The following is a 20,589-nucleotide window of genomic DNA, read 5'->3' as shown; positions in this document are numbered from 1 at the left end:
GGGCCCGGTCCGCCTGTGGCGAATGCCACGCCCAGGAGGTCTATTTCACCAGACCGGGACCGGCGGCCCGGCGGCGGGGTCCGGCGCGTCGCCTCGCCGAACCCCGCTCCCCGACTCTAGGGTTGCGCCGGACCGACTCCCTCTCTAAACGGGCGGCTTAACCTGCAAGATGGTCGGCAGCGGGCGCGCGGATGTGCGCGACCGTGTCTCTGCGCGCGAGTCTCCTGATATGCCCAAAAGAACAGACATCTCCTCGATCCTGATCATCGGCGCCGGTCCGATCGTCATCGGCCAGGCGTGCGAGTTCGACTATTCGGGCGTTCAGGCCTGCAAGGCGCTGCGCGCCGAGGGCTACCGGATCATCCTGGTCAACTCGAACCCCGCCACGATCATGACCGATCCGGACGTGGCCGACGCGACCTATATCGAGCCGATCACCCCCGACATGGTCGCCAAGATCATCGAGAAGGAGCGGCCCGACGCCCTGCTGCCCACCATGGGCGGCCAGACCGCGCTGAACACCGCCCTGGCCCTGGAAGAGGCCGGCGTGCTGAAGAAGTTCGGCGTCGAGATGATCGGCGCCAAGGCCGAGGTCATCGACAAGGCCGAGGACCGCCAGAAGTTCCGCGACGCCATGGACAAGCTGGGCCTGGAATCGCCGCGCTCCAAGGCCGCCCACACCATGGACGAGGCCAAGGAAGGCCTGGAGTTCGTCGGCCTGCCGGCGATCATCCGCCCCTCCTTCACCCTGGCCGGCACCGGCGGCGGCATCGCCTACAATGTCGAGGAGTTCGAGGAGATCGTCGCGCGCGGTCTGGACCTCTCGCCCACGACCGAAGTCCTGATCGAGGAAAGCGTCCTCGGCTGGAAGGAATACGAGATGGAAGTGGTCCGCGACACGGCGGACAACTGCATCATCGTCTGCTCGATCGAGAACATCGACCCGATGGGCGTGCACACCGGCGACTCGATCACCGTCGCCCCGGCCCTGACCCTGACGGACAAGGAATACCAGTGGATGCGCGCGGCCTCGATCGCCGTGCTGCGCGAGATCGGCGTCGAGACCGGCGGCTCGAATGTCCAGTTCGCCGTCAACCCGGCCGACGGCCGCATGGTCGTCATCGAGATGAACCCGCGCGTGTCGCGCTCGTCCGCCCTGGCCTCGAAGGCCACCGGCTTCCCGATCGCCAAGGTCGCCGCCCGCCTGGCCGTCGGCTACACCCTGGACGAGCTGAAGAACGACATCACCGGCGGCGCGACCCCGGCCTCGTTCGAGCCCAGCATCGACTACGTCGTCACCAAGATCCCGCGCTTCGCCTTCGAGAAGTATCCGGGCAGCGAGCCCCTGCTGACCACCGCCATGAAGTCGGTCGGCGAGGTGATGGCCATCGGCCGCACCTTCAAGGAAAGCGTCCAGAAGGCCCTGCGCGGCCTGGAGACCGGCCTGGCCGGCTTCGACGAGGTCGAGATCGCCGGCGCCGACGATCCGGACACCGGCCGCGCGGCCGTGATCCGCGCCCTGGGCACCCCGACGCCCGACCGCCTGCGCGTGATCGCCCAGGCCTTCCGCCACGGCCTGACGGTCGAGGAGGTCAACGCCGCGTGTTCGTACGAGCCGTGGTTCCTGCGGCAGATCGCCGAGCTGATCCGCCAGGAGGGCTGGGTCCGGGCCGGCGGCCTGCCGACCGACGCCCAAGGCTTCCGCGCCCTCAAGGCCCAGGGCTTCTCCGACGCCCGCCTGGCCAAGCTGACCGGCTCGACCGAGAAGGCCGTGCGCAAGGCCCGCCATGACCTGAACGTCCGCCCGGTGTTCAAGCGCATCGACAGCTGCGCCGGCGAGTTCGCGGCCACCACGCCCTACATGTACTCCACCTACGAGACCGGCGCCCTGGGCCAGGTCCCCGAGTGCGAGAGCCTGCCGACCAACCGCAAGAAGGCCGTGATCCTGGGCGGCGGTCCCAACCGGATCGGTCAGGGCATCGAGTTCGACTACTGCTGCTGCCACGCGGCCTTCGCGCTGGACCAGATCGGCATCGAGTCGATCATGGTCAACTGCAACCCCGAGACCGTCTCGACCGATTACGACACCTCCGACCGCCTGTACTTCGAGCCCCTGACGGCCGAGGACGTGCTGGAGCTGCTGCACGTCGAGATGGGCAGCGGCGAGATGGCCGGCGTCATCGTCCAGTTCGGCGGCCAGACCCCGCTGAAGCTGGCCCACGCGCTGGAAGAGGCCGGCGTGCCGATCCTGGGCACCACTCCCGACGCCATCGACCTGGCCGAGGACCGCGAGCGCTTCCAGCAGCTGCTGAACGGCCTGGACATCGCCCAGCCCGAGAACGCCATCGCCCGCACCTGGGACGAGGCCCGGGCCGAAGGCGACAAGATCGGCTTCCCGTTCGTGATGCGCCCGTCCTACGTGCTGGGCGGCCGCGGCATGGAGATCATCCGCGACCACGAGGCCATGGAGCGCTACATCGCCGGCGCCGGCGAGATCTCGCTCGAGCACCCGATCCTGCTGGACCACTATCTGAGCCGCGCCACCGAGGTGGACGTCGACGCCCTGTGCGACGGCAAGGACGTGTTCGTGGCCGGCGTGCTGGAGCACATCGAGGAAGCCGGCGTCCACTCGGGCGACAGCGCCTGCTCGATGCCGCCCTTCTCGCTGCGCGCCGAGACCGTGGAAGAGCTGAAGCGCCAGACCGTGAAGATGGCCCTGGCCCTGAACGTCCGCGGCCTGATGAACGTGCAGTTCGCCATCGAGGAGCCGCACAGCGCCAATCCGCGCATCTACGTGCTGGAAGTGAACCCTCGCGCCTCGCGCACGGTGCCGTTCGTGGCCAAGACCATCGGTCGCCCCGTCGCGGCGATCGCCGCCAAGGTGATGGCCGGCGAGACCCTGGCCAGCTTCGGCCTCAAGGACGTCCCCTACGACCACATCGCGGTCAAGGAAGCGGTCTTCCCGTTCGCCCGCTTCGCCGGCGTCGACACGGTGCTGGGCCCGGAAATGCGCTCGACCGGCGAGGTCATGGGCCTGGACTGGATCCGCGAGGGCGAGCAGGGCCTGGGCCCGGCCTTCGCCCGCGCCTTCGCCAAGAGCCAGCTGGGCGGCGGCGTCACCCTGCCCACCGCCGGCACGGCCTTCGTCTCGGTCAAGGAAAGCGACCGTCCGTGGATCGTCGAGCCGGTGAAGCTGCTGCAGGCCGCCGGCTTCAAGGTGCTGTCCACCGTCGGCACGCGCGGTTACCTGGCCGAGCAGGGCGTCGAGGTCGAGCTGGTCAAGAAGGTGCTGGAAGGCCGCCCGCACATCGTCGACGTGATGAAGAACGGCGGCGTGCAGCTGGTGTTCAACACCACCGAGGGCAAGCAGGCCCTGGAGGACAGCTTCGAGATCCGCCGCACGGCGCTGATGATGAAGGTGCCCTACTACACCACCAGCGCCGGCGCCCTGGCCGCCGCCCAGGCCATCTCCAGCGCCCCGGCCAAGGCCCTCGAGGTCCGCCCGCTGCAGAGCTACGCGTAAGCCTCTTTCCACGACTGGGGACATGCACTTGTGCGTGTCCCCAACCGTTGAACCGACTTCAAAGGCGTGATGCCTCCGCGCCCGTATTGGGGACACGCACAAGTGCATGTCCCCGGCGCGAAGGCCGAAAGACAGAACCGCCGCGACAAGCCGAAGGGCCCGTCGCGGCGGTTTTCGTTTGCGAGACCCCTCGCCCGACGGTCTTCCGGACCGCCGCCCCCTCCCGCGAGGGGAGAGGGATGACCGCGCCGTTGCGGCCTTCGGTCCACCATGGTCAAGTTCTGGCGCAAAGCCGGAGAACTCCTTGCCGAAGCCTAGCCGCGCCCACGGAGCCGCCGTCCTGACCGCCCTGGTCCTTGCGGCGTCCGCCTGTTCGCCGACCACGCCGGAGGACGCGGCCCGGACCGCCGTCCAGGCGGCCGAGGCGGCGAACAGCGTCCCGTCGGAGGCCGTCGGCGGCCGCCTGTCGCCCGCCGAACTGGAAGGGGCCAAGCAGGGCGTGCTGCGCGGCTATCGTGAGGACGCCACCAGGCTGGCCATCCACTACGCCATGGACGACCACGCCGAGCCGGCCGAGCGTCGCCGCTGGCTGGGCCTGGCGGCCGGCACGGGATCGAGCCTGGCGATCCTGCGCGACGTCTATTTCCTGGCCCACACCGGCGAGCCGGGCGACTGCGTGAAGGCCCGCGCCCTGGTCGCCGAAGGCAAGGCGCTGTTCACCCGCGAGATCGCCGCGGCCAAGGCCAGGAACCTGCGCGACGCCAAGGTCCAGGCCCTCACGGACCTGCAGGACCTGGAACGCGAGATCGCCCACGACGCCTGCGGAACGGGCGGGGCGTAGAGTTATCCACAGGATCGCGAGCGGGGACATGCACTCGTGCGTGTCCCCAACCGCATCATCGACGCGCCAGGACGAGAACCGCCGCACCTGCCTTGGGGACACGCCGCAAGGGCATGTCCCCGACCTCTATCCCCGCGATTTCCAAACCCGCCCTCAACGAAATCAACGCCCTACACGAAAATACAAGTTTCCGATCCCCACCCTCCGGGACGGCCGCACACTGTCGGCATGACCCAAACCGACATCCCCACCTGGTGCTTCACCTTCCAGCAGAAGCTGATGGACGCCCTCGACGCGGCCTGGGCGATCCTGGAGCGCAGCGACGACCCCGCCGAGATCCGCGCGGCCCGCGACAAGGCCAAAGCCGTCGGCGACCTGGCCGCCATGGCCCGCAAGGTCGCCCTGATCGTGCCCGCCGCCCGATCCCGGGTCTCGCCGCCCTCGATGCTCGACGCCGCCGCGGCCCATCTGCACGCCGCCCAGGCGGTGGCCGAGGTGGGCGCGATGGTCCGGGCGCCCAATCCGGCGCCGAGGGCGATCGACAAGCTCAAGGGCGGGCGACGCGGACGGTTGTGAAGCCGGCGCGTAGGGCTTGCGCGCCGACGGGTTGCCGGGAACAACACGCAGCGACCGCACCGGCAACGGGGCTGACGTCAGCCCAGCCGCCGGCGCGTATGGTTTCGAGGGGCAAGTTCGTGGGTTTCACAAAAGAAGAAGGCCGGAAGATCATGGTGATCCTGGCCGTCAATTGGTTGGCCTGCGCCGTTCTTTCGGGCTTTCTCTTCATTCTGTCGCGACACGACCCCTTGCAGGCTTTCATCAAGTGTTTCGCCGTGTGTTGCGGAGCGGTCGTGGTGGCGTATCTGGTGAAGCGAGACCTCATTTCCGCTCTGCTGACGCTTGGCGGCGCGGTGGTCTTGTTTTCCCTGACGGTGATTCTGCATTCGGCCTTGCTGCCGCCGGATGTGGTTCCGATCTCCGGCTGAGGAGACGGGCGTCCGGGCCCCGAGGGAGCGACGAGTTTCTGACCATGACGACCTATACCGACGAAGCTGTCGCCGACCTGGCCCGCCGCCTGCTGGACCACAGCCTGCCCAAGGACCAGTGGACCCACGCCGCGCACCTGACCGCCACCCTGCGCCTGGTCCGTACACGGAACGAGGGCCTGGAGCGCGACATGCCGCGCATCATCCAGACCTACAACGTCGCGGTCGGCGGGGTGAACGACGACCACAGCGGCTATCACGAGACCATCACCCAGGCCTACCTCGCCGCCATCCGCGCCTTCGTCGCGACCCTGCCGGCCGGGACCTCCGACAGCGCGGCGGCCGCCCGGCTGCTGGCCACCCCGATGGGCGACAAGGCCTGGCCCCTGACCTTCTGGTCGCGCGAGCGGCTGTTCAGCGTGGCGGCCCGCCGGGGCTGGGTGGAGCCGGACCTGCGCCCGCTGGAGGCGCCTGTCGGGACCCCCGCATGATCCTGTTCGTCGCCGTCTATCTGGGCGTGCTGAACCTGCTGACCTTCGCGATCTTCGGCTTCGACAAGGCGGCCGCGGCCGAAAAGCGTTCGCGTGTGCCCGAGCGCGCCCTGCTGACCCTGGCCGCCCTGGGCGGCAGCCCCGGCGCGTTGGCGGCCCGCCCGGTGTTCCGCCACAAGACCCGCAAGCAGCCGTTCAGCGCCTGGCTGACCCTGATCGTGTTCGTGCAGGTGGTGGCGGTCGTGATCGGGCTGGTGGTGTGGCGCAAGAGCCTGACCGGCGCTTGACGCCCCCGCGCCGAGCCGCCACGACAGCAGTCGAGGCGCAACCGGGGGAAGATCGTTGGGGCGGAATACGATGATAACGGGCCTGCTCGCGACCGGCCTGCTGGCCATGGCTGGCCCGGCCGCCGCCGCCGCCGCCGCCGCCGACTATGGGCTCGTCGGCAAGACCGACCAGGCCGTCATGCTGATCGACCGCTCGACCGTGAAGGAAGACGGCCACATCCGCTCGGCGCGCGCCCTGATCTTCAGCCGGGACCGTCGCTTCGACCCTAAGGAGGCCTATACGATCCTGGCCTATCAGTTCGATTGCTCGGCCCTGACCTCGAAGGTCGACCGCATCGTCGTCTTCGATGAAGCCGACGCGGTGATCAGCAACGACAACACCGCCGCCTCGGCGTTTGAGCCGGAAAAGCCCGGCACCCTGGGCCGGGAAGCCCTGTCCATCGTCTGCGGGACCAAGGACTACCCCATCGCCAAGAGCCTGAGCCTGCCCGTCGCCAAGGCGGTGGCCGACGCGTTCCTGCATCCGGCGGCCAAGTAGCGGGTCGAGCCCAGGGGGGCCGCTCCGCCCTTGACGGACCTCCACGTCACCCTGCCACCCTGCGCGCAACGCCTCGGGGAGCCCGCGCCATGATCGTCGTCCATCACCTGAACAATTCGCGCAGCCAGCGCGTGCTGTGGCTGCTGGAGGAGCTGGGGCTGCCCTACGAGGTCAAGCGCTACCAGCGCGACGCCAAGACCATGCTGGCCCCGCCAGAGCTGCTGGCCGTGCACCCGCTGGGCAAGTCGCCGGTGATCACCGACGGCGACAAGACCATCGCCGAGACCGGCGCCATCGTCGAATACATCGTCCAGACCTACGGCCAGGGGCGGCTGGTCCCGGCCGCCGGGACGCCCGAGCGGCTGCGCTGGACCTACTGGCTGCACTACGCCGAGGGCTCGGCCATGACGCCGCTGCTTCTGAAGCTGGTGTTCACCGCCCTGCCCAACCGCGCGCCGGGCCTGCTGAAGGGGCTGGTCAAGAGCATCGCCTCCAAGGCGCAGAGCGGCTTCGTCGACCCGCAGCTGAAGAGCCACATCGACTACTGGGACGCCGAGCTGGCCAAGACCGCCTGGTTCGCCGGCCCCGACTTCACCGCCGCCGACATCATGATGAGCTTCCCGCTGGAAGCCGGCGCCGCCCGGGCCGGGGCCGCCTCGCGCCCGCGCGTCAAGGCGTTCCTGGACCGCATCCACGCGCGTCCGGCCTACAAGCGCGCCCTGGAGCGCGGCGGGCCGTACGACTACGCGTGATCTGAAACCCCTCTCTCTTTGAGAGAGGGGTTGCTTAGGCCGCCCCCCCTGCGACACGGCGTCGCCGTTAAGCTTGGTTAAGGGTTCCCTCACACCCCGGTCGCCATGCTCCCCGCTTGAATCGCGCGGAGAGCGTTTTGGACCGGGGCACGGCAGAGAGCATGCGGGGCGCGACCTCGACCGCCGGCCTGGTCCTGGCCGTCTGCGCCACCATCCTGACCACCCTGTTCGCCACGGTCGCCGCCGGCGCCGCCCCGCGCGATCCCGCCCGGGTCGCGGCGGTGTTCCCGCCCTGGTGGACCCCGGCCCAGACCGCCTCGGCCGCCGCCTCGGCCGGCCAGATCGCCGGGGCCGGCGGCGTCCCCTTCATCCTGATCCTGCGCGGCGAGCCCGACGCCCTGGGCCCGCGCCTGCGCGCGGCCGGGGCCTGGCTGCTGCTCGACCCCGACGCCGCCGGGCGCTGCTCGCCCCAGGACTCGCCTGTGAGCTCGCCGCTCGCCCCGGAGACCCGCTGATGCGCCTGACCTTCTCCAACCTCGACGCCCAGCGCCAGGCCGGCGCCCGGATGATCGCCCTGCTGACGGCGCTGATGATCCCCGTGGTGATCGCCGCCAAGCTGATCCTGGGCGGACCGTTCGTGGGCCTGGCGATCGCCAGCGTCGGCGCCGCCGCCCTGGGCGGACTGGCCCTGAAGCTCAGCGCCAACGGCTCGCTGGGCCGGGCGCTGTCGGGCGTGGCCCTGATGGCCCAGGTCTCGCTGCTGGTCGCCGCCGTCGACGGCCACGCCTGGCAGATCGACATGCACATGGCCTATTTCGCGGCCCTGGCCCTGCTGGTGGTCTATTGCGACTGGACGGTGATCGCCGCCGCGGCCGCCACCGTGGCCGTGCACCACCTGGGCCTCAGCTACATCCTGCCCGCCGCGGTGTTCCCCGGCTCGGCCAGCCTGGGCCGCGTGATCCTCCACGCCGTGATCCTGATCGTCGAGGCCGGCGCCCTGATCGGCATCAGCGCCAGCGTCAACCACATGTTCGGCGTGGCCGAGCGGGCCCGGGCCAAGGCCGAGGCCGCCATGGCCGAGGCGCGCGAGGCCGACCAGGCCGCCGAACACGCCCGCCGCTCGGAGGAGACCGGCCGCGTCGCCCACGCCGCCGTCCAGGCCGAGGTCGAGCGCCAGCGGGCCGACATGGTCGACGCCCTCGCCGAGAGCCTGTCGCGCCTGGCCAAGGGCGACCTGTCGGTGCGGCTGGTCGAGCGCTTCGCCGAGTCCTACGAGCAGCTGCGCGCCGACTTCAACCAGGCGGCCGGCAAGCTGTCGGACGCCCTGGTGGTGATCGACGACCGCGTGGCCGGCGTGCGCCGGGGCTCGGACCAGATCGCCGACGCCGCCTCGCACCTGTCGCGCCGCACCGAGCAGCAGGCCGCCAGCCTGCAGGAAACCGCCAGCGCCATGGACGAGATCACCACCACGGTCGGCCACACCGCCGACGGGGCGCGCCGCGCCGCCAAGGTGGTGGCCCAGGCCCGCGAGGACGCCCGCCGCTCGGGCGAGGTGGTCGACGAGGCGGTCGGGGCCATGGGCGCGATCGAGACCTCGGCCACCCAGATCTCGCGGATCATCGGGGTGATCGACGAGATCGCCTTCCAGACCAACCTTCTGGCCCTGAACGCCGGGGTCGAGGCGGCCCGGGCGGGCGACGCGGGGCGCGGCTTCGCCGTCGTGGCCCAGGAAGTGCGCGGCCTCGCCCAGCGCTCGGCCGAGGCGGCCAAGGAGATCAAGGCCCTGATCACCACCTCGACCAGCCAGGTCGGGACCGGGGTCGACCTGGTGGGCCGCACGGGCCAGGCCCTGGAAGGCATCGTCGCCCAGATCGCCGAGATCGACGGCCTGGTCAGCGAGATCGCCGCCAGCGCCCAGAGCCAGGCCGAGGGGCTGTCGCAGATCAACACCGCGGTCAACCAGATGGACCAGGTGCTGCAGCAGAACGCGGCCATGGTCGAGCAGACGGCCGCCGCCACCCAGACCCTGAACGGCGACGCCAGCGACCTGGCGGGCCTGGTCGGACAGTTCCAGCTGCCCCGGAACGGTCATTCGGAACAAGCGGCGCGCCGACGCGCTTGATCCCTGCCCGTAACGGGGCCAAGCTTCGCTTTCAGGCCGGGTACTTGCTTATCGCTAACGCGGCGCCTATCCTCTCAGCCCCCGGTCGTGCGCGCCAACGTCCGGGAGTCTTCCTCCCTTTGGGCGAACCGAGCTAAAATCCGCAATGGAAAAAGTGCCGATGACCGCCGGGGGTTACCAGACCCTCGACGAAGAACTGAAGCGTTTGAAGACGATCGAACGGCCGGCGGTGATCGCCGCGATCTCCGAGGCGCGGTCGCATGGCGATCTGTCGGAGAACGCCGAGTACCACGCGGCCAAGGAACGCCAGGGCTGGATCGAAGGCCGCATCGCCGAGATCGAGGACAAGATCGCGCGCGCCCAGGTCATCGACGTCTCGAAACTGTCGGGCAAGCAGGTGAAGTTCGGCGCGACGGTCAGCGTCGTCGACGAGGACACCGAGGAAGAGGCCCGCTACCAGATCGTCGGCGAGCACGAGGCCGACGTGAAGTCGGGCCGCATCTCGCTGAGCTCGCCGCTGTCGCGCGCCATGATCGGCAAGGAAGTCGGCGAGGTGGTCGAGGTCAACACGCCCGGCGGCGTGAAGGCCTACGAGATCCTCAAGGTCGAGTGGGTCTAGCTTAAGCCCCATTCCAGGGACATTTGCGTGCGACGCGTCGAGCGGCTTAGCTTGGTCGACGCGTCGCTTTGCTATGGCCGGGATCACCGACGTGGTTGAAACCAAGAAGAACGCGGGGGCGACGCCGAAGGCCGCCCCGAAGACGAGCAAGCCGCGTAAGGCTCCGGCCGGGGCGGCTCCCGCCGCGTCCAAGCCGGCCGCCGCGAAGGCCGATGCGCCCAAGGCCGCTCCAAAGGCCGCCGCCAAGACGGCGACGTCGAAGGCCGCCCCCAAGGCCGCGAAGGCCCCCAAGGTCGAAACGCCCGCACCGGTCGCGCCCCAGGCCGCGCCGAAGCCCGCGCCGCGCCGCAAGGCCGCGCCGAAGGTCGTCGCCGAGACGCCGACGCCCGAAACCGCCGCCCCGCCTGTCCCCGAGACGCCTGCCCCCCAAGCGCCCGTCAGGGAGCCGATCACCATCTGGGCCATCTCGGACGGCCGCGCCGGCATCGAGGCCCAGGCCGTGGGCCTGGCCGAGGCCGTGGCCCGCCAGGTCCCCGCCAACATCGTCGTCAAGCGCGTGGGCTGGAGCGGCCGGACCGGCCGCCTGCCCTGGTGGGCCAACTGGCTGCCGCGCCGCTGGCTCACCCCCGAGAGCGAGATCGCCCCGCCCTGGCCCGACCTGTGGATCGCCGCCGGCCGCGCCACCCTGCCCCTGTCGATCCGCGCCAAGCGCTGGTCGGGCGGCAAGACCTATGTCGTCCAGATCCAGGACCCGCGCGTCCCGGCCAACATGTTCGACCTGGTGATCCCGCCCAAGCACGACCGCCTGACCGGCGACAACGTGCTGCCGATCACCGGCTCGCCCCACCGGGTCACCAGCCAGCGGCTGGACAGCGAATACGAGAAGTTCAAGGACCGCATCGACACCCTGCCCCATCCGCGCGTGGCGGTGCTGCTGGGCGGCAAGTCCAAGGCCTTCGACCTGTCGGCCCTGCGCGCCGCCGAGATGGCCCACCAGATCCAGCTGCCGCTGGAGCAGGAGGGCGGCAGCCTGCTGATGACCTTCTCGCGGCGCACGCCCGACCAGGCCAAGGCCCTGCTGACGGCCCGCCTGCGGCACCTGCCCGGCATGATCTGGGACGGCACGGGGCCCAACCCCTATTTCGCCTTCCTGGCGGCGGCCGACTACATCCTGGTCACCGAGGACTCCACCAACATGGCCACCGAGGCCGCGTCGACGGGCAAGCCGGTGTTCATCCTGAAGATGGACGGGACCAGCCTGAAATTCCGCCTGTTCCACCAGGAGCTGGAGAGCATGGGCGCGGCCCGCCCCTACGGCGGGGCCTTCCACGGCTGGGCCTACGAGCCCGTCGACGAGACCGGCCGCGCGGCGGCGGAGGTCGTGGCGCGGATGGACGCTCGGGACGACGGCGCGACAAGCGCCTAGGGCGAGCTGAAGCGCGGCTTGCGCGCCAGGATTGTTCTCGTTATGTTCACGACATGACGGAACCCGCCATTGCAGCGCCACGGCCAGGCAAGGCCGCTCGCAACGAAATGAGGAAGGCCTTGGCGACCACGGGCAACGCCCTGTCGATCGCCATGCTGGTGACGGTCTTCCTGCAGCCCGTGTCGTCCGGTCGCGCCGTGGGGCTCGCCGGCGTCTCTGCGGTCGCCGCCTTCATTGCCTTGCGGGTCGCCGCCCATTATGTTTTGCGCAAGATGGAGGACTGAGCATGGATCCGATCTCCATACCGCTGACGTTCCTGCTGGCCGGCGCCTTGGCCTATGGCGTCTACTGGGCCTTCAGCAAGTTCGACCGCCGCTGATCCTCGCTGTCCTCCAGGCCCGCATGGGTTCCGAACGCCTGCCGGGGCGGCCGTCGATGCCGCTGGCCCGGGCGCCGCTGATCGTGCGCCAGATCGAGCGGATGGCGCGGTCGCGGCGGGTGGACCGGCTGGTGGTCTCGACCACCACCGACCCCGCCGACGACGTGCTGGAGGCCGTGGTCCGGCGCGAGGCGATCGCCGTCCATCGCGGTCCGCCGCAGGACGAACTGGCCCGCCTGGCCGGCGCCCTGGAGGCCTATCCGGCCGACCACGTGGCGCGGGTGGGCGACGACAGCCCGCTGATCGACCCCGACCTGATCGACGCCACCCTGGACCTGCACCTGGCCGAAAACGCCGACCACACCACCAACCGCTCGCCCGGCGCGGCCTGGCCGGCCGGCCAGGGGGTGGAGGTGATCACCGCCGACGGCCTGCGCCGCCTGGCCGCCGAGAGCGCGGCCCTGCGGCTGCGGGACGGCGACGCCGATCCCGCCCTGCCGGCGCCCGTCCGCTGGTCGTCACTGGCCCTGCTGGCCCAGCCCGATCAGGGCGAAGTGCGCTGGGCCGTCGAGAGCCCGGCCGACTACGCCTTCGTGGCGGCGGTCTATGACGCGCTGTACCCGGCCAACCGGGCCTTCACCTCGGCCGACGTGCGGCGCCTGCTGGAGACGCGGCCCGACCTGGCGACGTTCGGCGGGGTGCGGCGGCTGTGAGCGCCCCCCGCATCCTCTTCCTCGCCGACGCCGGGCCCGCCGTGGGCGGGGGGCACGTCATGCGCAGCCTGACCCTGGCGCGGGCCCTCCACGGCGAGGGCGCGGCCTGCGCCTTCCTGGCCCCGCCCGCCGTGGCGGCGGTGCTGGACGCGTTCGGGGCCGACGTCGCCCGGATCGCGACCGACGCGGCCGCGCCGGCCGAACTGGCCTCCGCCGCCGCCCTGGCGGCCCGCGGCTTCGACGCCGTGGTCGTCGACCACTACGGCCTCTCCGCCCCCGACCACCGCGCGATCGCCGCCGGCAAGCCGGTCCTGGTCATCGACGACCTGGCCGACCGGCCGCTCGACGCCGACCTGGTCCTGGACTCCGGCCCCGCCCGCAAGGCGGCCGACTATGACGGCCTGGTCCCGGCCCGCGCCGAGCTGCTGCTGGGACCCAACCACGCCCCCGTCCGCCCGGCCTTCGCCGCCCTGCGCAAGGAGGCCCTGGCCCGCCGGGCCGAAGCCGGGCCGGTGCGGCGCGTGCTGGTCTCGCTGGGCCTGACCGATGTGGGCGGGATCACCGGCCGGGCCGTGGACCTGATGCTGCCGCGCCTGGGCGGGGCCGTCGCGCTGGACGTCGTGCTGGGCGCCGGCGCCCCCAGCCTGCCGGGCCTGCGCGACCTGGCCGCCCGCGAGCCGCGCCTGGCCCTCCACGTCGACACCCAGGACATGCCGCGCCTCACCCTGGCGGCCGACCTGGCCGTCGGGGCCGGCGGCTCCACCAGCTGGGAGCGCTGCGTCCTGGCCCTGCCGACCCTGCTGCTGGTGCTGGCCGCCAACCAGCGCGAGGCCAGCGCGGCCCTGGCGGGAGCCGACGCGGTCCTGGCCCTGGACGTCGCCGATGCGGACTTCGAGGCCGCCTTCGCCGAGGCCTTCGCCCGCCTGCTGGCCGAGCCCGACCTGCGCGACCGCCTATCGGCCGCCTCGGCGGCGGTCTGCGATGGCCGAGGGGCGGCGCGGGTCGCGGAGCGGTTCCTGGACACAATCGGCCGGAAACACCCTGGATAACGCCGTTCACCTATCCCATCTTGGCTGTAACCCAAGGGGAGCGGACATCATGAGCGGACAAGGCAAGGGCTCGGTCGTCGTCACCGGCGCCTCCACGGGCATCGGCTGGGCGGTGACCCAGGTGCTGACCCAGCGCGGCTTCCACGTGTTCGGCAGCGTGCGCAAGGCCGCCGACGCCGAGCGGCTGACGGCGGCGTTCGGCGCGGCGGTGACGCCCCTGGTGTTCGACGTCACCGACGAGGCCGCCGTGCGCGCCGCCGCGCGGACCGTCGAGGCCACGCTGGACGGTCGCCCCCTGGCGGGCCTGGTCAACAACGCCGGCATCGCCGTGGCCGGGCCGCTGCTGCACCTGCCGGTCGACGAGTGGCGCAAGCAGCTGGAGGTCAACCTGACCGGGGTGGTGATCACCACCCAGGCCTTCGCGCCGCTGGTCGGGGCGCGCAAGCCGGCCGGCGACAAACCGGGCCGGATCGTCAACATCGGCTCGGTCGGCGGCCGCAACGCCAACCCGTTCATGGCCCCCTACTGCGCGACCAAGTTCGGGTTGGAGGGCCTGTCGGAATCCCTGCGTCGCGAGCTCCTGCCGTTCGGCGTCGACGTGATCGTGGTCGCCCCCGGGGCGGTGGCCACGCCGATCTGGGACAAGGCCGACGAGACCGACACCAGCGCCTACGCCGACACCGTCTACGCCCCCGCCCTGGACCGGCTGCGGGCCTACATGCTGTCGATCGGCAAGAACGGCCTGCCGCCCGAACGGATCGGCGAGGCGGTCCACACCGCCCTGACGACGCCCAAGCCCAAGGTCCGCTACACGATCACGCCCCAGCCGATGCAGATGCTGATGGCCGACGTCCTGCCCAAGCGGACCCTGGACCGGATCGTGGGCAAGCGGCTGGGCTTGCTGCCGTAGGGCTGATCGCCGAAGGGGCGGGTTTCCCCTTCGGCGACCGCCTGGTCCTACAGCCCGTCGTCGAGCGCGCCGGCCAGGACGCGATTGTGGTTCACGTCACGATAGGCGCCGCCCGACAGGGTGGTGACGGACGTCCCGTTGATGATGATCGGCGTCGCGACCGTGCCGGGATTGATGTTGTAGTCGCCGATCGTGTTGTAGGTCGAAGAGCCGTCCAGCCGGATGCCGCAGGCGATCCCGCCGGGACCGTCCAGGATGCCGTTGTTGATCTTCACGCGGCTGGCCCCGTTCTTCAGGGAGACGCCCGTGGTCATCGGCTGGTCCGCATGCGGTTCGCACGACACCGAGACGATCCCCAGCGAGGACGCATCAACGGCGATCCCGGTCTTGGCGCCGGTGATGTTGCATTCGACGATGAAGCGCGCCGAGCCGCCTTCGACCGACACCGCCGTATGGTCGGCGTAGTTGGCGCCGCCCTTGGCCTCGAACGATCGGCCAATCGTCACCCCCGAGGAGGCGATGATCTGCACGCTGGGACCGAGCGCCGGATCGGCTAGGCCGGGGGCCGAATAGCCGTCCACCACGGCCAGCTTGGAACCCGCCGGCAGGTTGATGATCCGCAAGCCGGTCTTCTTCCAGCCGTCCAGCACGCAGAACGCGACGTGGATGTCGAAGGCCTGGACGCCCGTGGCGACCGGGGCGGCGATGTCGAAGGCGTGGGACCCGCCCGCGGTCTCGACGCTTTGCCAGAAGCCGTCACGCAGGTCAGAGCCGTAGACGTAGACGCCCCAGGCCTCGCCCTGATAGCCGCCGTTGACCACGTCCACGACCCGCTTGTAGCTGGACCCGTTGGCCGAGGCGTTGGCGAAGCCGGCGATCGTGCAGTCCGACACGACGCCGAACCGGCGGTTCGCGGCGCCCGTCTGGGCGCTGCGCGTGGTCAGGATGTCGACCCGCGCGCCGGAGGTCTGGGCTTCGTAGTAGTCGATGGGATTGTCGGCGAACTCGCCTTGGATCAAGGCGTTCGTGGCGAAGCGATGGACGAAGCCCCGGCCGCCGGTCGGAATGGGATCGACGAAGGTCGCGGTGCTGACCGCGTCGCGAAGGACGCCGATGCCCACGTGCTGGCATTCGTCGATCGGAGACGAGGTGGAGGCGTTGAAGCCCGGCTGCAGCGTGCCGTCGATCCCCGTGACATCCCCCGTCGGCGACGCCGTCACGAACACCGTGCCGAAGCGGCTTTCACCAACGAACCGGATGTAGCTGCGGTTGATCGGGACGTAGTCCGACACCAGGAACGCGCCGGCGGGGAAGCGGACGGTCCCGCGCAGGGTGATGCTTTCGCGGGCCGCGCGACGAGCCGCGTCGTTGACGGCGGCCGAGGCGTCGGCGCCGAAGCCCCACCATTCGGGACGCACGGCCTCGACGGCGCCGTCGGCGAAGATCACCTTCCCGGCGCCGGTGAAGACCCGCTCGCGCGGCGCATCGAACGGACCGGTGAAGGTCAGGGTCGCGCCCGAGGCGATGTCGAAGACCGCGCCGGGCAGCAACTGGATCGCTCCGTGTACGGTCGTGTCGGCGGCGATCGGATGGGATGAAGTCATGATGGTCATAATATGTTTTCCAAAAATGGCTGGTGAGCCGACGCGGAGGTCCGCGCCGGCGTCAGAATGTTCTTGTTTTGTTCTGACAAGGGCCAAGGTGCGGCCTCCTTCCGACAGTTCGGGACGTACCCTCCCGTGACGCGTCAGGTTGAAGACCGGCTCCCTCGGCGCTCTCTCACGACGGCTTGGATCGGAACGCCGCGCGCAGGTCGCTGGTGAAGAACTCGGGCTGTTCCCAGGCCGCGAAGTGGCCGCCCTTGGGATGGCGGTTGTAGAAGACCAGCTTGGGGAACGCTTTCTCGGCCCAGCTGCGCGGGGCCTGGTAGAGCTCGTCGGGGAAGGCGCTGACCGCGACCGGCACGGTCACCCCCTGGGGCGCGAAGAACGGCAGCTTGTTCTCCCAGTAGAGCCGGGCCGAGGACACCGCCGTGTTGGTCAGCCAGTACAGGCTGACGTTGTCGAGGATGTCGTCCCGCGTCAGGCCCTCGGGCACGCCGTCGAAGACCCGGGCGATCAGGGCGTAGCTGAGGGCGTCGTGATCGAGCATCCAGGCGGCCAGGCCGATCGGCGAGTCCGCCAGGGCGTAGAGCGTCTGCGGCCGGCCCGTCATCTCCTGGGCGTAGCCCAGCCCGTGCTTGAAGAAGAAGTCCAGCTGGTCCCAGGCCCGCTTCTCGTCGGCCGAAAGGCCGGCCGGCGGCGGCGCGCCGGAATTCAGCGCGGCGGCGATCTCGGGGGGCACGGCCGAGGGCATGTTCAGGTGGACGCCCAGCACCTTGGTCGGGGCCAGCACCGCCATCTGTTCGGTCACCGGATCGCCCCAGTCGCCGCCCGAGGCGTAGAACTTGTCGTAGCCCAGGCGGCCCATCAGCACGGTCCACGCCTTGGCGATGCGGACGGGGTCCCATCCGGTCGCCGTCGGCTTGGCCGAGAAGCCGTGGCCCGGCAGGGACGGGATCACCACGTGGAAGGCGTCGGACGGCTTGCCGCCGTGCGCCGTCGGGTCGGACAGCGGATCGATGATCTTCAGCTCCTCGATGATCGAGCCCGGCCAGCCATGGGTGAGGATCAGGGGCGCGGCGTCGGCGTGCCTGGAGCGGACGTGGATGAAGTGGATGTCCAGCCCGTCGATCTGCGTCACGAACATCGGCAGGCCGTTCAGCCGGGCCTCGACCTTCCGCCAATCGTAGTCGGCCGCCCAATAGCGGGCCAGCTTCTGCATGGTGGCCAGCTGCACGCCCTGGGTCGCGTCGCCGACCGTCTCGCGCTCGGGCCACCTGGTGGCGAGGATCCGGCGGCGCAGGTCGGACAGGGCGTCGTCCGGGGCGTGGAACTGGAACGGCCGCACGGCGGCGTCGGCCGCCGGGGCGGCGGCCAGGGTGGTGGTGGCGTTGGTCATGGCGATCGCGGCTCCTGCAAGCGTGGTGGCGATCAGGGCGCGACGATCCGGCCCGTCAGATTTCGCCGACATGGATGGCCCCCTGTCGAAATGGACGTCCGGCGTGGAAAGGCGTCGTCGAAGATGGCGGAAAGCCAGTCATCGACGCTTCGCGGAAAGTCCACACGAACGTTCAGATTGATTTTTATGCAATTGTAGTCATGCAGGCGATGTATCCGCGCGCCTACGCCGCGTACTCGCTCAGAAACTCGGCGGAGAACTTGCGCCCAAACCTGCCGATGGCAAGATATATGCTTCACACGTTTTCGTGTTTACGGCGCCGCTTCGCGCCGACACGGGCCTGCAGCCTCAGCGCGCATCCTGGGCGAAGCCGCAGGGCGAAGGGCGAAGGGCGAAGGGCTCCGGCGCCCTCGGCCGGGAACCATGCCCGGACAAGCAGGCCCCGCGCCTCAACCCCATAGCGCAGGGCGGCCTCTTTCCATCATAAAGGGAGAAGTCAGGGACTTGGCCGGGGGCGGACGGGAATGGCGGACCAGACATCACAGGCGCGAAGCGCCGGCGCCGACACCGGGAGCATCGCGGGCAACGCCGTGGGCGACCAGGCGACGGCGGACGATCGCCTGGGCTTCACGCCCTATGTGGAAGCGATAGCGCGTTTCCTGACCTCCAAGGCCACCAAGCCGCCGCTCACCATCTCCATCGAAGGCGAATGGGGCAGCGGCAAGTCCTCGTTCCTGCTGCAGCTGGAGCGCGCCATCGGCGGCGTGCGGATCCGGACGCCCCTGTCCCGGCGGCTGCCGAGATGGGCCGGCGGGCTGGGCTCCGCGGCGGTCACGCACAAGCACACCGCGCTGAGCGTGCGCTTCAACGCCTGGCGACACGACAAGCAGGACGCGCTCTGGGCGGCCTTCGCCCTGGCCTTCGTCAAGTCGCTGCGCACCGAGGTGGGCCCGATCCGGGCCTGGCGGGGCGATGTGCTGCTGTTCTTCAAGCGGTTGAACGGCTGGGCGTTCGCAGTCTTCCTGCTGTCGCTGCTGGCGATGCTGCTCGGCGCCTTTGAAGCCTGGCATCTGGTGAAGACCCACCCAAACCAAGCGGGATTGCTCCTGGATTGGCTGGTGGCGGTCAAGCCGGACAAGTCGACAACGTCGACCGAGCAGGACTTCGCACCGGCGCTGCGCCAAGCCCTGTCCACCGGGGGCTTCGGCGCGATCGCGGCCATTGGCCTGGCCGGACTCTACAAGTACCGGACGTTCCTCAAATCACCCCTCACCCTGCAGCTGGAGAAGTACATCTCCAAGCCCGACTACGAGGGTCACACCTCGTTCATCGAGGAGTTCCACCTGGACCTGAACCGGCTGGTCGAAGCCTATGCCGGCGACCGGCGGGTCTTCATCTTCATCGACGATCTGGACCGCTGCGACGTGCCGCGCGCCGCCGACCTGATGCAGGCGATCAACCTGATGATCGGCGACACCCGGAACCTGGTCTTCATCATCGGCATGGACCGCGAGAAGGTCGCCGCCGGGATCGCCCAGAAATACAAGGACATCCTGCCGTTCCTCCGCGACAGCGCCCACTGGAAGCCGAACGACGAGAAGGACAACTATACGCCGCTGTATTTCGGCTACGGCTATCTGGAGAAGTTCATCCAGATCAGCTTTTCGTTGCCCATCGCGGCCGACGAGGCGGCGCTGGAAAGCTTCTTCAGGGACGACCCGCCCCCTCCGCCCGGTTGGGGCGCACGGCTCTGGGCCTATTGGAAGCCGAGGCTTCCCCGGCTTCCAGGATCCGCGCCGCCGGAGGCGGCGGAAGCGGCTGACCCGACGCCGCCACCCGGATCGGCGCCGATATCGCCGGAGGCGGCGGCGGAAAGGGAATATATCCGGCTCGAAGTGGATCGGGACTCCGAACGGGTCCGCGACATCGTCAAGGCGGTCAGCGGCCTGTTCGAATACAATCCCAGGCGCATAAAGCAGTTCATCAACACCTTCCGCCTGGCGCTCTACATCGCCAGCGACCTGGGCCTGTTCGACAAGGAAGGCGCGCGCGGCCCGGACGCCACGCCCGAGCAGATCGGCAAGTTCGTCGCCCTGCTGCTGCGTTTTCCCGACCTTCGCTTCGTCCTGGACGAGGACAGGAGCCTGCTCCGCAAGCTCCAGGAAGCCGCGTTCACCTGGCCGGAGCAGCGGAACCTCGCCTATCATTGGCTGGACAAGCCGGGGGCCGTTCAACTGCTCAAGTTCGGATGCGAGCCGGGCCGGTCTTCCGACCAGTACTCGCTGGCCGCGTTCGACATCAATCGGCTGTTTTCCGTCCTGCCCCGCGTGGCGGGGCCGCTGGACGCCTCGAGCACCGAGCTCTCCATCTTCGATGAGTTGGCGCGCCGCTACGACGATATCCGCAGGTCCGAACCAAGCAGCAACGCGCGCACGGCGAAGATGACCAATGTCGCCGAAGAAGCGATCAGCCAGGCCGGTCGATTGTCGCCGTCATCGGCGACCGCGGTGCTGGCCCGCCTCGCGGTCGGCGCCCGATCCGGCCGACGCCTGATGCGGATCCTGATCGCCTCGGTTCACCGGACGCCGGCCAATCTCCCCTGGCTTCTCGACTACAACGGAAACTTCGTGAGCCCGTTCGAGCACTTCTGGTGCATCCAGACGCTCATCCTCCACACGGACCTGATGAGCCAGGATCAGCGTGCTCGGGTCGCCGCCAGCCTCACGTCGCACTGGCTGGCGATCAGCGCCGATCCCGGCCGGATCCGCGCGGCGCAGGAGTTGCGCAGACTGGTGACGTCGCGCCCGCGCTCCGGATCAGCCTCGGGGCCGACCTCCGCGCCGGCTTCGTCGTCGGCGAAGACCGCGGCGCCGTCCGCGAAAAGGCCGGCGACGAAGCGGTCGGCCGCTTCGTCGGAGGCATCGACGAAACCCATGAAGAAGTGAGCGGCCTC

Annotated in this window: 18 protein-coding genes and 1 pseudogene; 17 read left to right on the top strand and 2 right to left on the bottom strand. The window is 70.0% G+C overall.

Annotation, left to right across the window (positions count from 1 at the left end):
* Positions 1-229: 229 nt before the first annotated feature.
* From carB to WAE60_RS08995, 16 genes and pseudogenes are all read left to right on the top strand, one after another.
* Positions 230-3,523 (top strand): carbamoyl-phosphate synthase large subunit, encoded by a 3,294-nt coding sequence (gene carB / locus WAE60_RS09070; protein ID WP_337685841.1) that lies wholly within the window; start codon positions 230-232, stop codon positions 3,521-3,523.
* 304 nt (positions 3,524-3,827) lie between these two features.
* Positions 3,828-4,364: a hypothetical protein gene (locus WAE60_RS09065; RefSeq protein ID WP_029908371.1), complete on the top strand. Its 537-nt coding sequence runs from the start codon at positions 3,828-3,830 to the stop codon at positions 4,362-4,364.
* Positions 4,365-4,592: 228 nt separating this feature from the next.
* Positions 4,593-4,940, top strand: a complete 348-nt coding sequence (locus tag WAE60_RS09060; protein WP_337685840.1) for a hypothetical protein — start codon at positions 4,593-4,595, stop codon at positions 4,938-4,940.
* A 119-nt stretch (positions 4,941-5,059) separates the two neighbouring features.
* Positions 5,060-5,350 (top strand): hypothetical protein, encoded by a 291-nt coding sequence (locus WAE60_RS09055; RefSeq protein ID WP_156035587.1) that lies wholly within the window; start codon positions 5,060-5,062, stop codon positions 5,348-5,350.
* Positions 5,351-5,394: 44 nt separating this feature from the next.
* The gene (locus tag WAE60_RS09050) at positions 5,395-5,841 is read left to right on the top strand and encodes a hypothetical protein (protein ID WP_029908377.1); all 447 of its coding nucleotides are present in this window, start codon (positions 5,395-5,397) and stop codon (positions 5,839-5,841) included.
* Complete coding sequence (locus WAE60_RS09045; protein ID WP_337685839.1) at positions 5,838-6,128, top strand: DUF1294 domain-containing protein; 291 nt, start codon at positions 5,838-5,840, stop codon at positions 6,126-6,128. Before WAE60_RS09050 ends, WAE60_RS09045 begins: the two co-directional genes overlap by 4 nt.
* Positions 6,129-6,198: 70 nt before the next feature.
* The gene (locus tag WAE60_RS09040) at positions 6,199-6,666 is read left to right on the top strand and encodes a surface-adhesin E family protein (RefSeq protein ID WP_337685838.1); all 468 of its coding nucleotides are present in this window, start codon (positions 6,199-6,201) and stop codon (positions 6,664-6,666) included.
* An 89-nt stretch (positions 6,667-6,755) separates the two neighbouring features.
* The gene (locus WAE60_RS09035; RefSeq protein WP_029908382.1) at positions 6,756-7,418 is read left to right on the top strand and encodes a glutathione S-transferase; all 663 of its coding nucleotides are present in this window, start codon (positions 6,756-6,758) and stop codon (positions 7,416-7,418) included.
* A gap of 161 nt (positions 7,419-7,579) precedes the next feature.
* The gene (locus tag WAE60_RS09030) at positions 7,580-7,933 is read left to right on the top strand and encodes a hypothetical protein (protein ID WP_051695204.1); all 354 of its coding nucleotides are present in this window, start codon (positions 7,580-7,582) and stop codon (positions 7,931-7,933) included.
* The gene (locus tag WAE60_RS09025; RefSeq protein ID WP_337685837.1) at positions 7,933-9,540 is read left to right on the top strand and encodes a methyl-accepting chemotaxis protein; all 1,608 of its coding nucleotides are present in this window, start codon (positions 7,933-7,935) and stop codon (positions 9,538-9,540) included. Before WAE60_RS09030 ends, WAE60_RS09025 begins: the two co-directional genes overlap by 1 nt.
* Positions 9,541-9,685: 145 nt before the next feature.
* Positions 9,686-10,159 (top strand): transcription elongation factor GreA, encoded by a 474-nt coding sequence (greA, locus tag WAE60_RS09020; RefSeq protein ID WP_018061146.1) that lies wholly within the window; start codon positions 9,686-9,688, stop codon positions 10,157-10,159.
* Between the two features lie 448 nt (positions 10,160-10,607).
* Positions 10,608-11,552: pseudogene (locus WAE60_RS09015) on the top strand (ELM1/GtrOC1 family putative glycosyltransferase); the annotation flags it as partial.
* 152 nt (positions 11,553-11,704) lie between these two features.
* Positions 11,705-11,869 (top strand): hypothetical protein, encoded by a 165-nt coding sequence (locus tag WAE60_RS09010; RefSeq protein WP_337685836.1) that lies wholly within the window; start codon positions 11,705-11,707, stop codon positions 11,867-11,869.
* Positions 11,870-11,960: 91 nt separating this feature from the next.
* The gene (locus WAE60_RS09005; RefSeq protein WP_337685897.1) at positions 11,961-12,677 is read left to right on the top strand and encodes an NTP transferase domain-containing protein; all 717 of its coding nucleotides are present in this window, start codon (positions 11,961-11,963) and stop codon (positions 12,675-12,677) included.
* Positions 12,674-13,726, top strand: a complete 1,053-nt coding sequence (gene pseG / locus WAE60_RS09000) for a UDP-2,4-diacetamido-2,4,6-trideoxy-beta-L-altropyranose hydrolase (RefSeq protein ID WP_337685835.1) — start codon at positions 12,674-12,676, stop codon at positions 13,724-13,726. The genes WAE60_RS09005 and pseG overlap by 4 nt, the downstream gene beginning before the upstream one ends.
* Positions 13,727-13,775: 49 nt before the next feature.
* Positions 13,776-14,636 (top strand): SDR family NAD(P)-dependent oxidoreductase, encoded by an 861-nt coding sequence (locus tag WAE60_RS08995; protein WP_029908397.1) that lies wholly within the window; start codon positions 13,776-13,778, stop codon positions 14,634-14,636.
* Positions 14,637-14,683: 47 nt separating this feature from the next.
* Here WAE60_RS08995 and WAE60_RS08990 read toward each other — a convergent pair whose 3' ends face one another.
* Both WAE60_RS08990 and WAE60_RS08985 read right to left on the bottom strand, forming a co-directional pair.
* The gene (locus WAE60_RS08990; protein WP_337685834.1) at positions 14,684-16,249 is read right to left on the bottom strand and encodes a hypothetical protein; all 1,566 of its coding nucleotides are present in this window, start codon (positions 16,247-16,249) and stop codon (positions 14,684-14,686) included.
* A gap of 166 nt (positions 16,250-16,415) precedes the next feature.
* Entirely contained in the window at positions 16,416-17,708 is a 1,293-nt protein-coding gene (locus tag WAE60_RS08985; protein ID WP_337685833.1) for an epoxide hydrolase, read from the bottom strand.
* A 452-nt stretch (positions 17,709-18,160) separates the two neighbouring features.
* Between WAE60_RS08985 and WAE60_RS08980 the strand changes: the two genes are divergently transcribed.
* Positions 18,161-20,581, top strand: coding sequence for a P-loop NTPase fold protein (locus WAE60_RS08980; RefSeq protein ID WP_337685832.1), 2,421 nt, complete (start codon positions 18,161-18,163; stop codon positions 20,579-20,581).
* The last annotated feature ends 8 nt before the right edge of the window (positions 20,582-20,589 follow it).

This window comes from Caulobacter sp. CCG-8, assembly GCF_037402475.1.
GTDB lineage: Bacteria > Pseudomonadota > Alphaproteobacteria > Caulobacterales > Caulobacteraceae > Caulobacter.
The sequence above is the reverse complement of the archived record's forward strand: the minus strand, read 5'-3'. Positions and strand labels throughout refer to the sequence as shown.

Bases quoted from the DNA above. Each gene is read 5' to 3' on its own strand.
- carB (WP_337685841.1), top strand. From the start codon at position 230: ATGCCCAAAAGAACAGACATCTCCTCGATCCTGATCATCGGCGCCGGT.
- WAE60_RS09060 (WP_337685840.1), top strand. From the start codon at position 4,593: ATGACCCAAACCGACATCCCCACCTGGTGCTTCACCTTCCAGCAGAAG.
- WAE60_RS09050 (WP_029908377.1), top strand. From the start codon at position 5,395: ATGACGACCTATACCGACGAAGCTGTCGCCGACCTGGCCCGCCGCCTG.
- WAE60_RS09045 (WP_337685839.1), top strand. From the start codon at position 5,838: ATGATCCTGTTCGTCGCCGTCTATCTGGGCGTGCTGAACCTGCTGACC.
- WAE60_RS09040 (WP_337685838.1), top strand. From the start codon at position 6,199: ATGATAACGGGCCTGCTCGCGACCGGCCTGCTGGCCATGGCTGGCCCG.
- WAE60_RS09035 (WP_029908382.1), top strand. From the start codon at position 6,756: ATGATCGTCGTCCATCACCTGAACAATTCGCGCAGCCAGCGCGTGCTG.
- WAE60_RS09030 (WP_051695204.1), top strand. From the start codon at position 7,580: ATGCGGGGCGCGACCTCGACCGCCGGCCTGGTCCTGGCCGTCTGCGCC.
- WAE60_RS09025 (WP_337685837.1), top strand. From the start codon at position 7,933: ATGCGCCTGACCTTCTCCAACCTCGACGCCCAGCGCCAGGCCGGCGCC.
- greA (WP_018061146.1), top strand. From the start codon at position 9,686: ATGGAAAAAGTGCCGATGACCGCCGGGGGTTACCAGACCCTCGACGAA.
- WAE60_RS08995 (WP_029908397.1), top strand. From the start codon at position 13,776: ATGAGCGGACAAGGCAAGGGCTCGGTCGTCGTCACCGGCGCCTCCACG.
- WAE60_RS08990 (WP_337685834.1), bottom strand. From the start codon at position 16,249: ATGACCATCATGACTTCATCCCATCCGATCGCCGCCGACACGACCGTA.
- WAE60_RS08985 (WP_337685833.1), bottom strand. From the start codon at position 17,708: ATGTCGGCGAAATCTGACGGGCCGGATCGTCGCGCCCTGATCGCCACC.
- WAE60_RS08980 (WP_337685832.1), top strand. From the start codon at position 18,161: ATGGCGGACCAGACATCACAGGCGCGAAGCGCCGGCGCCGACACCGGG.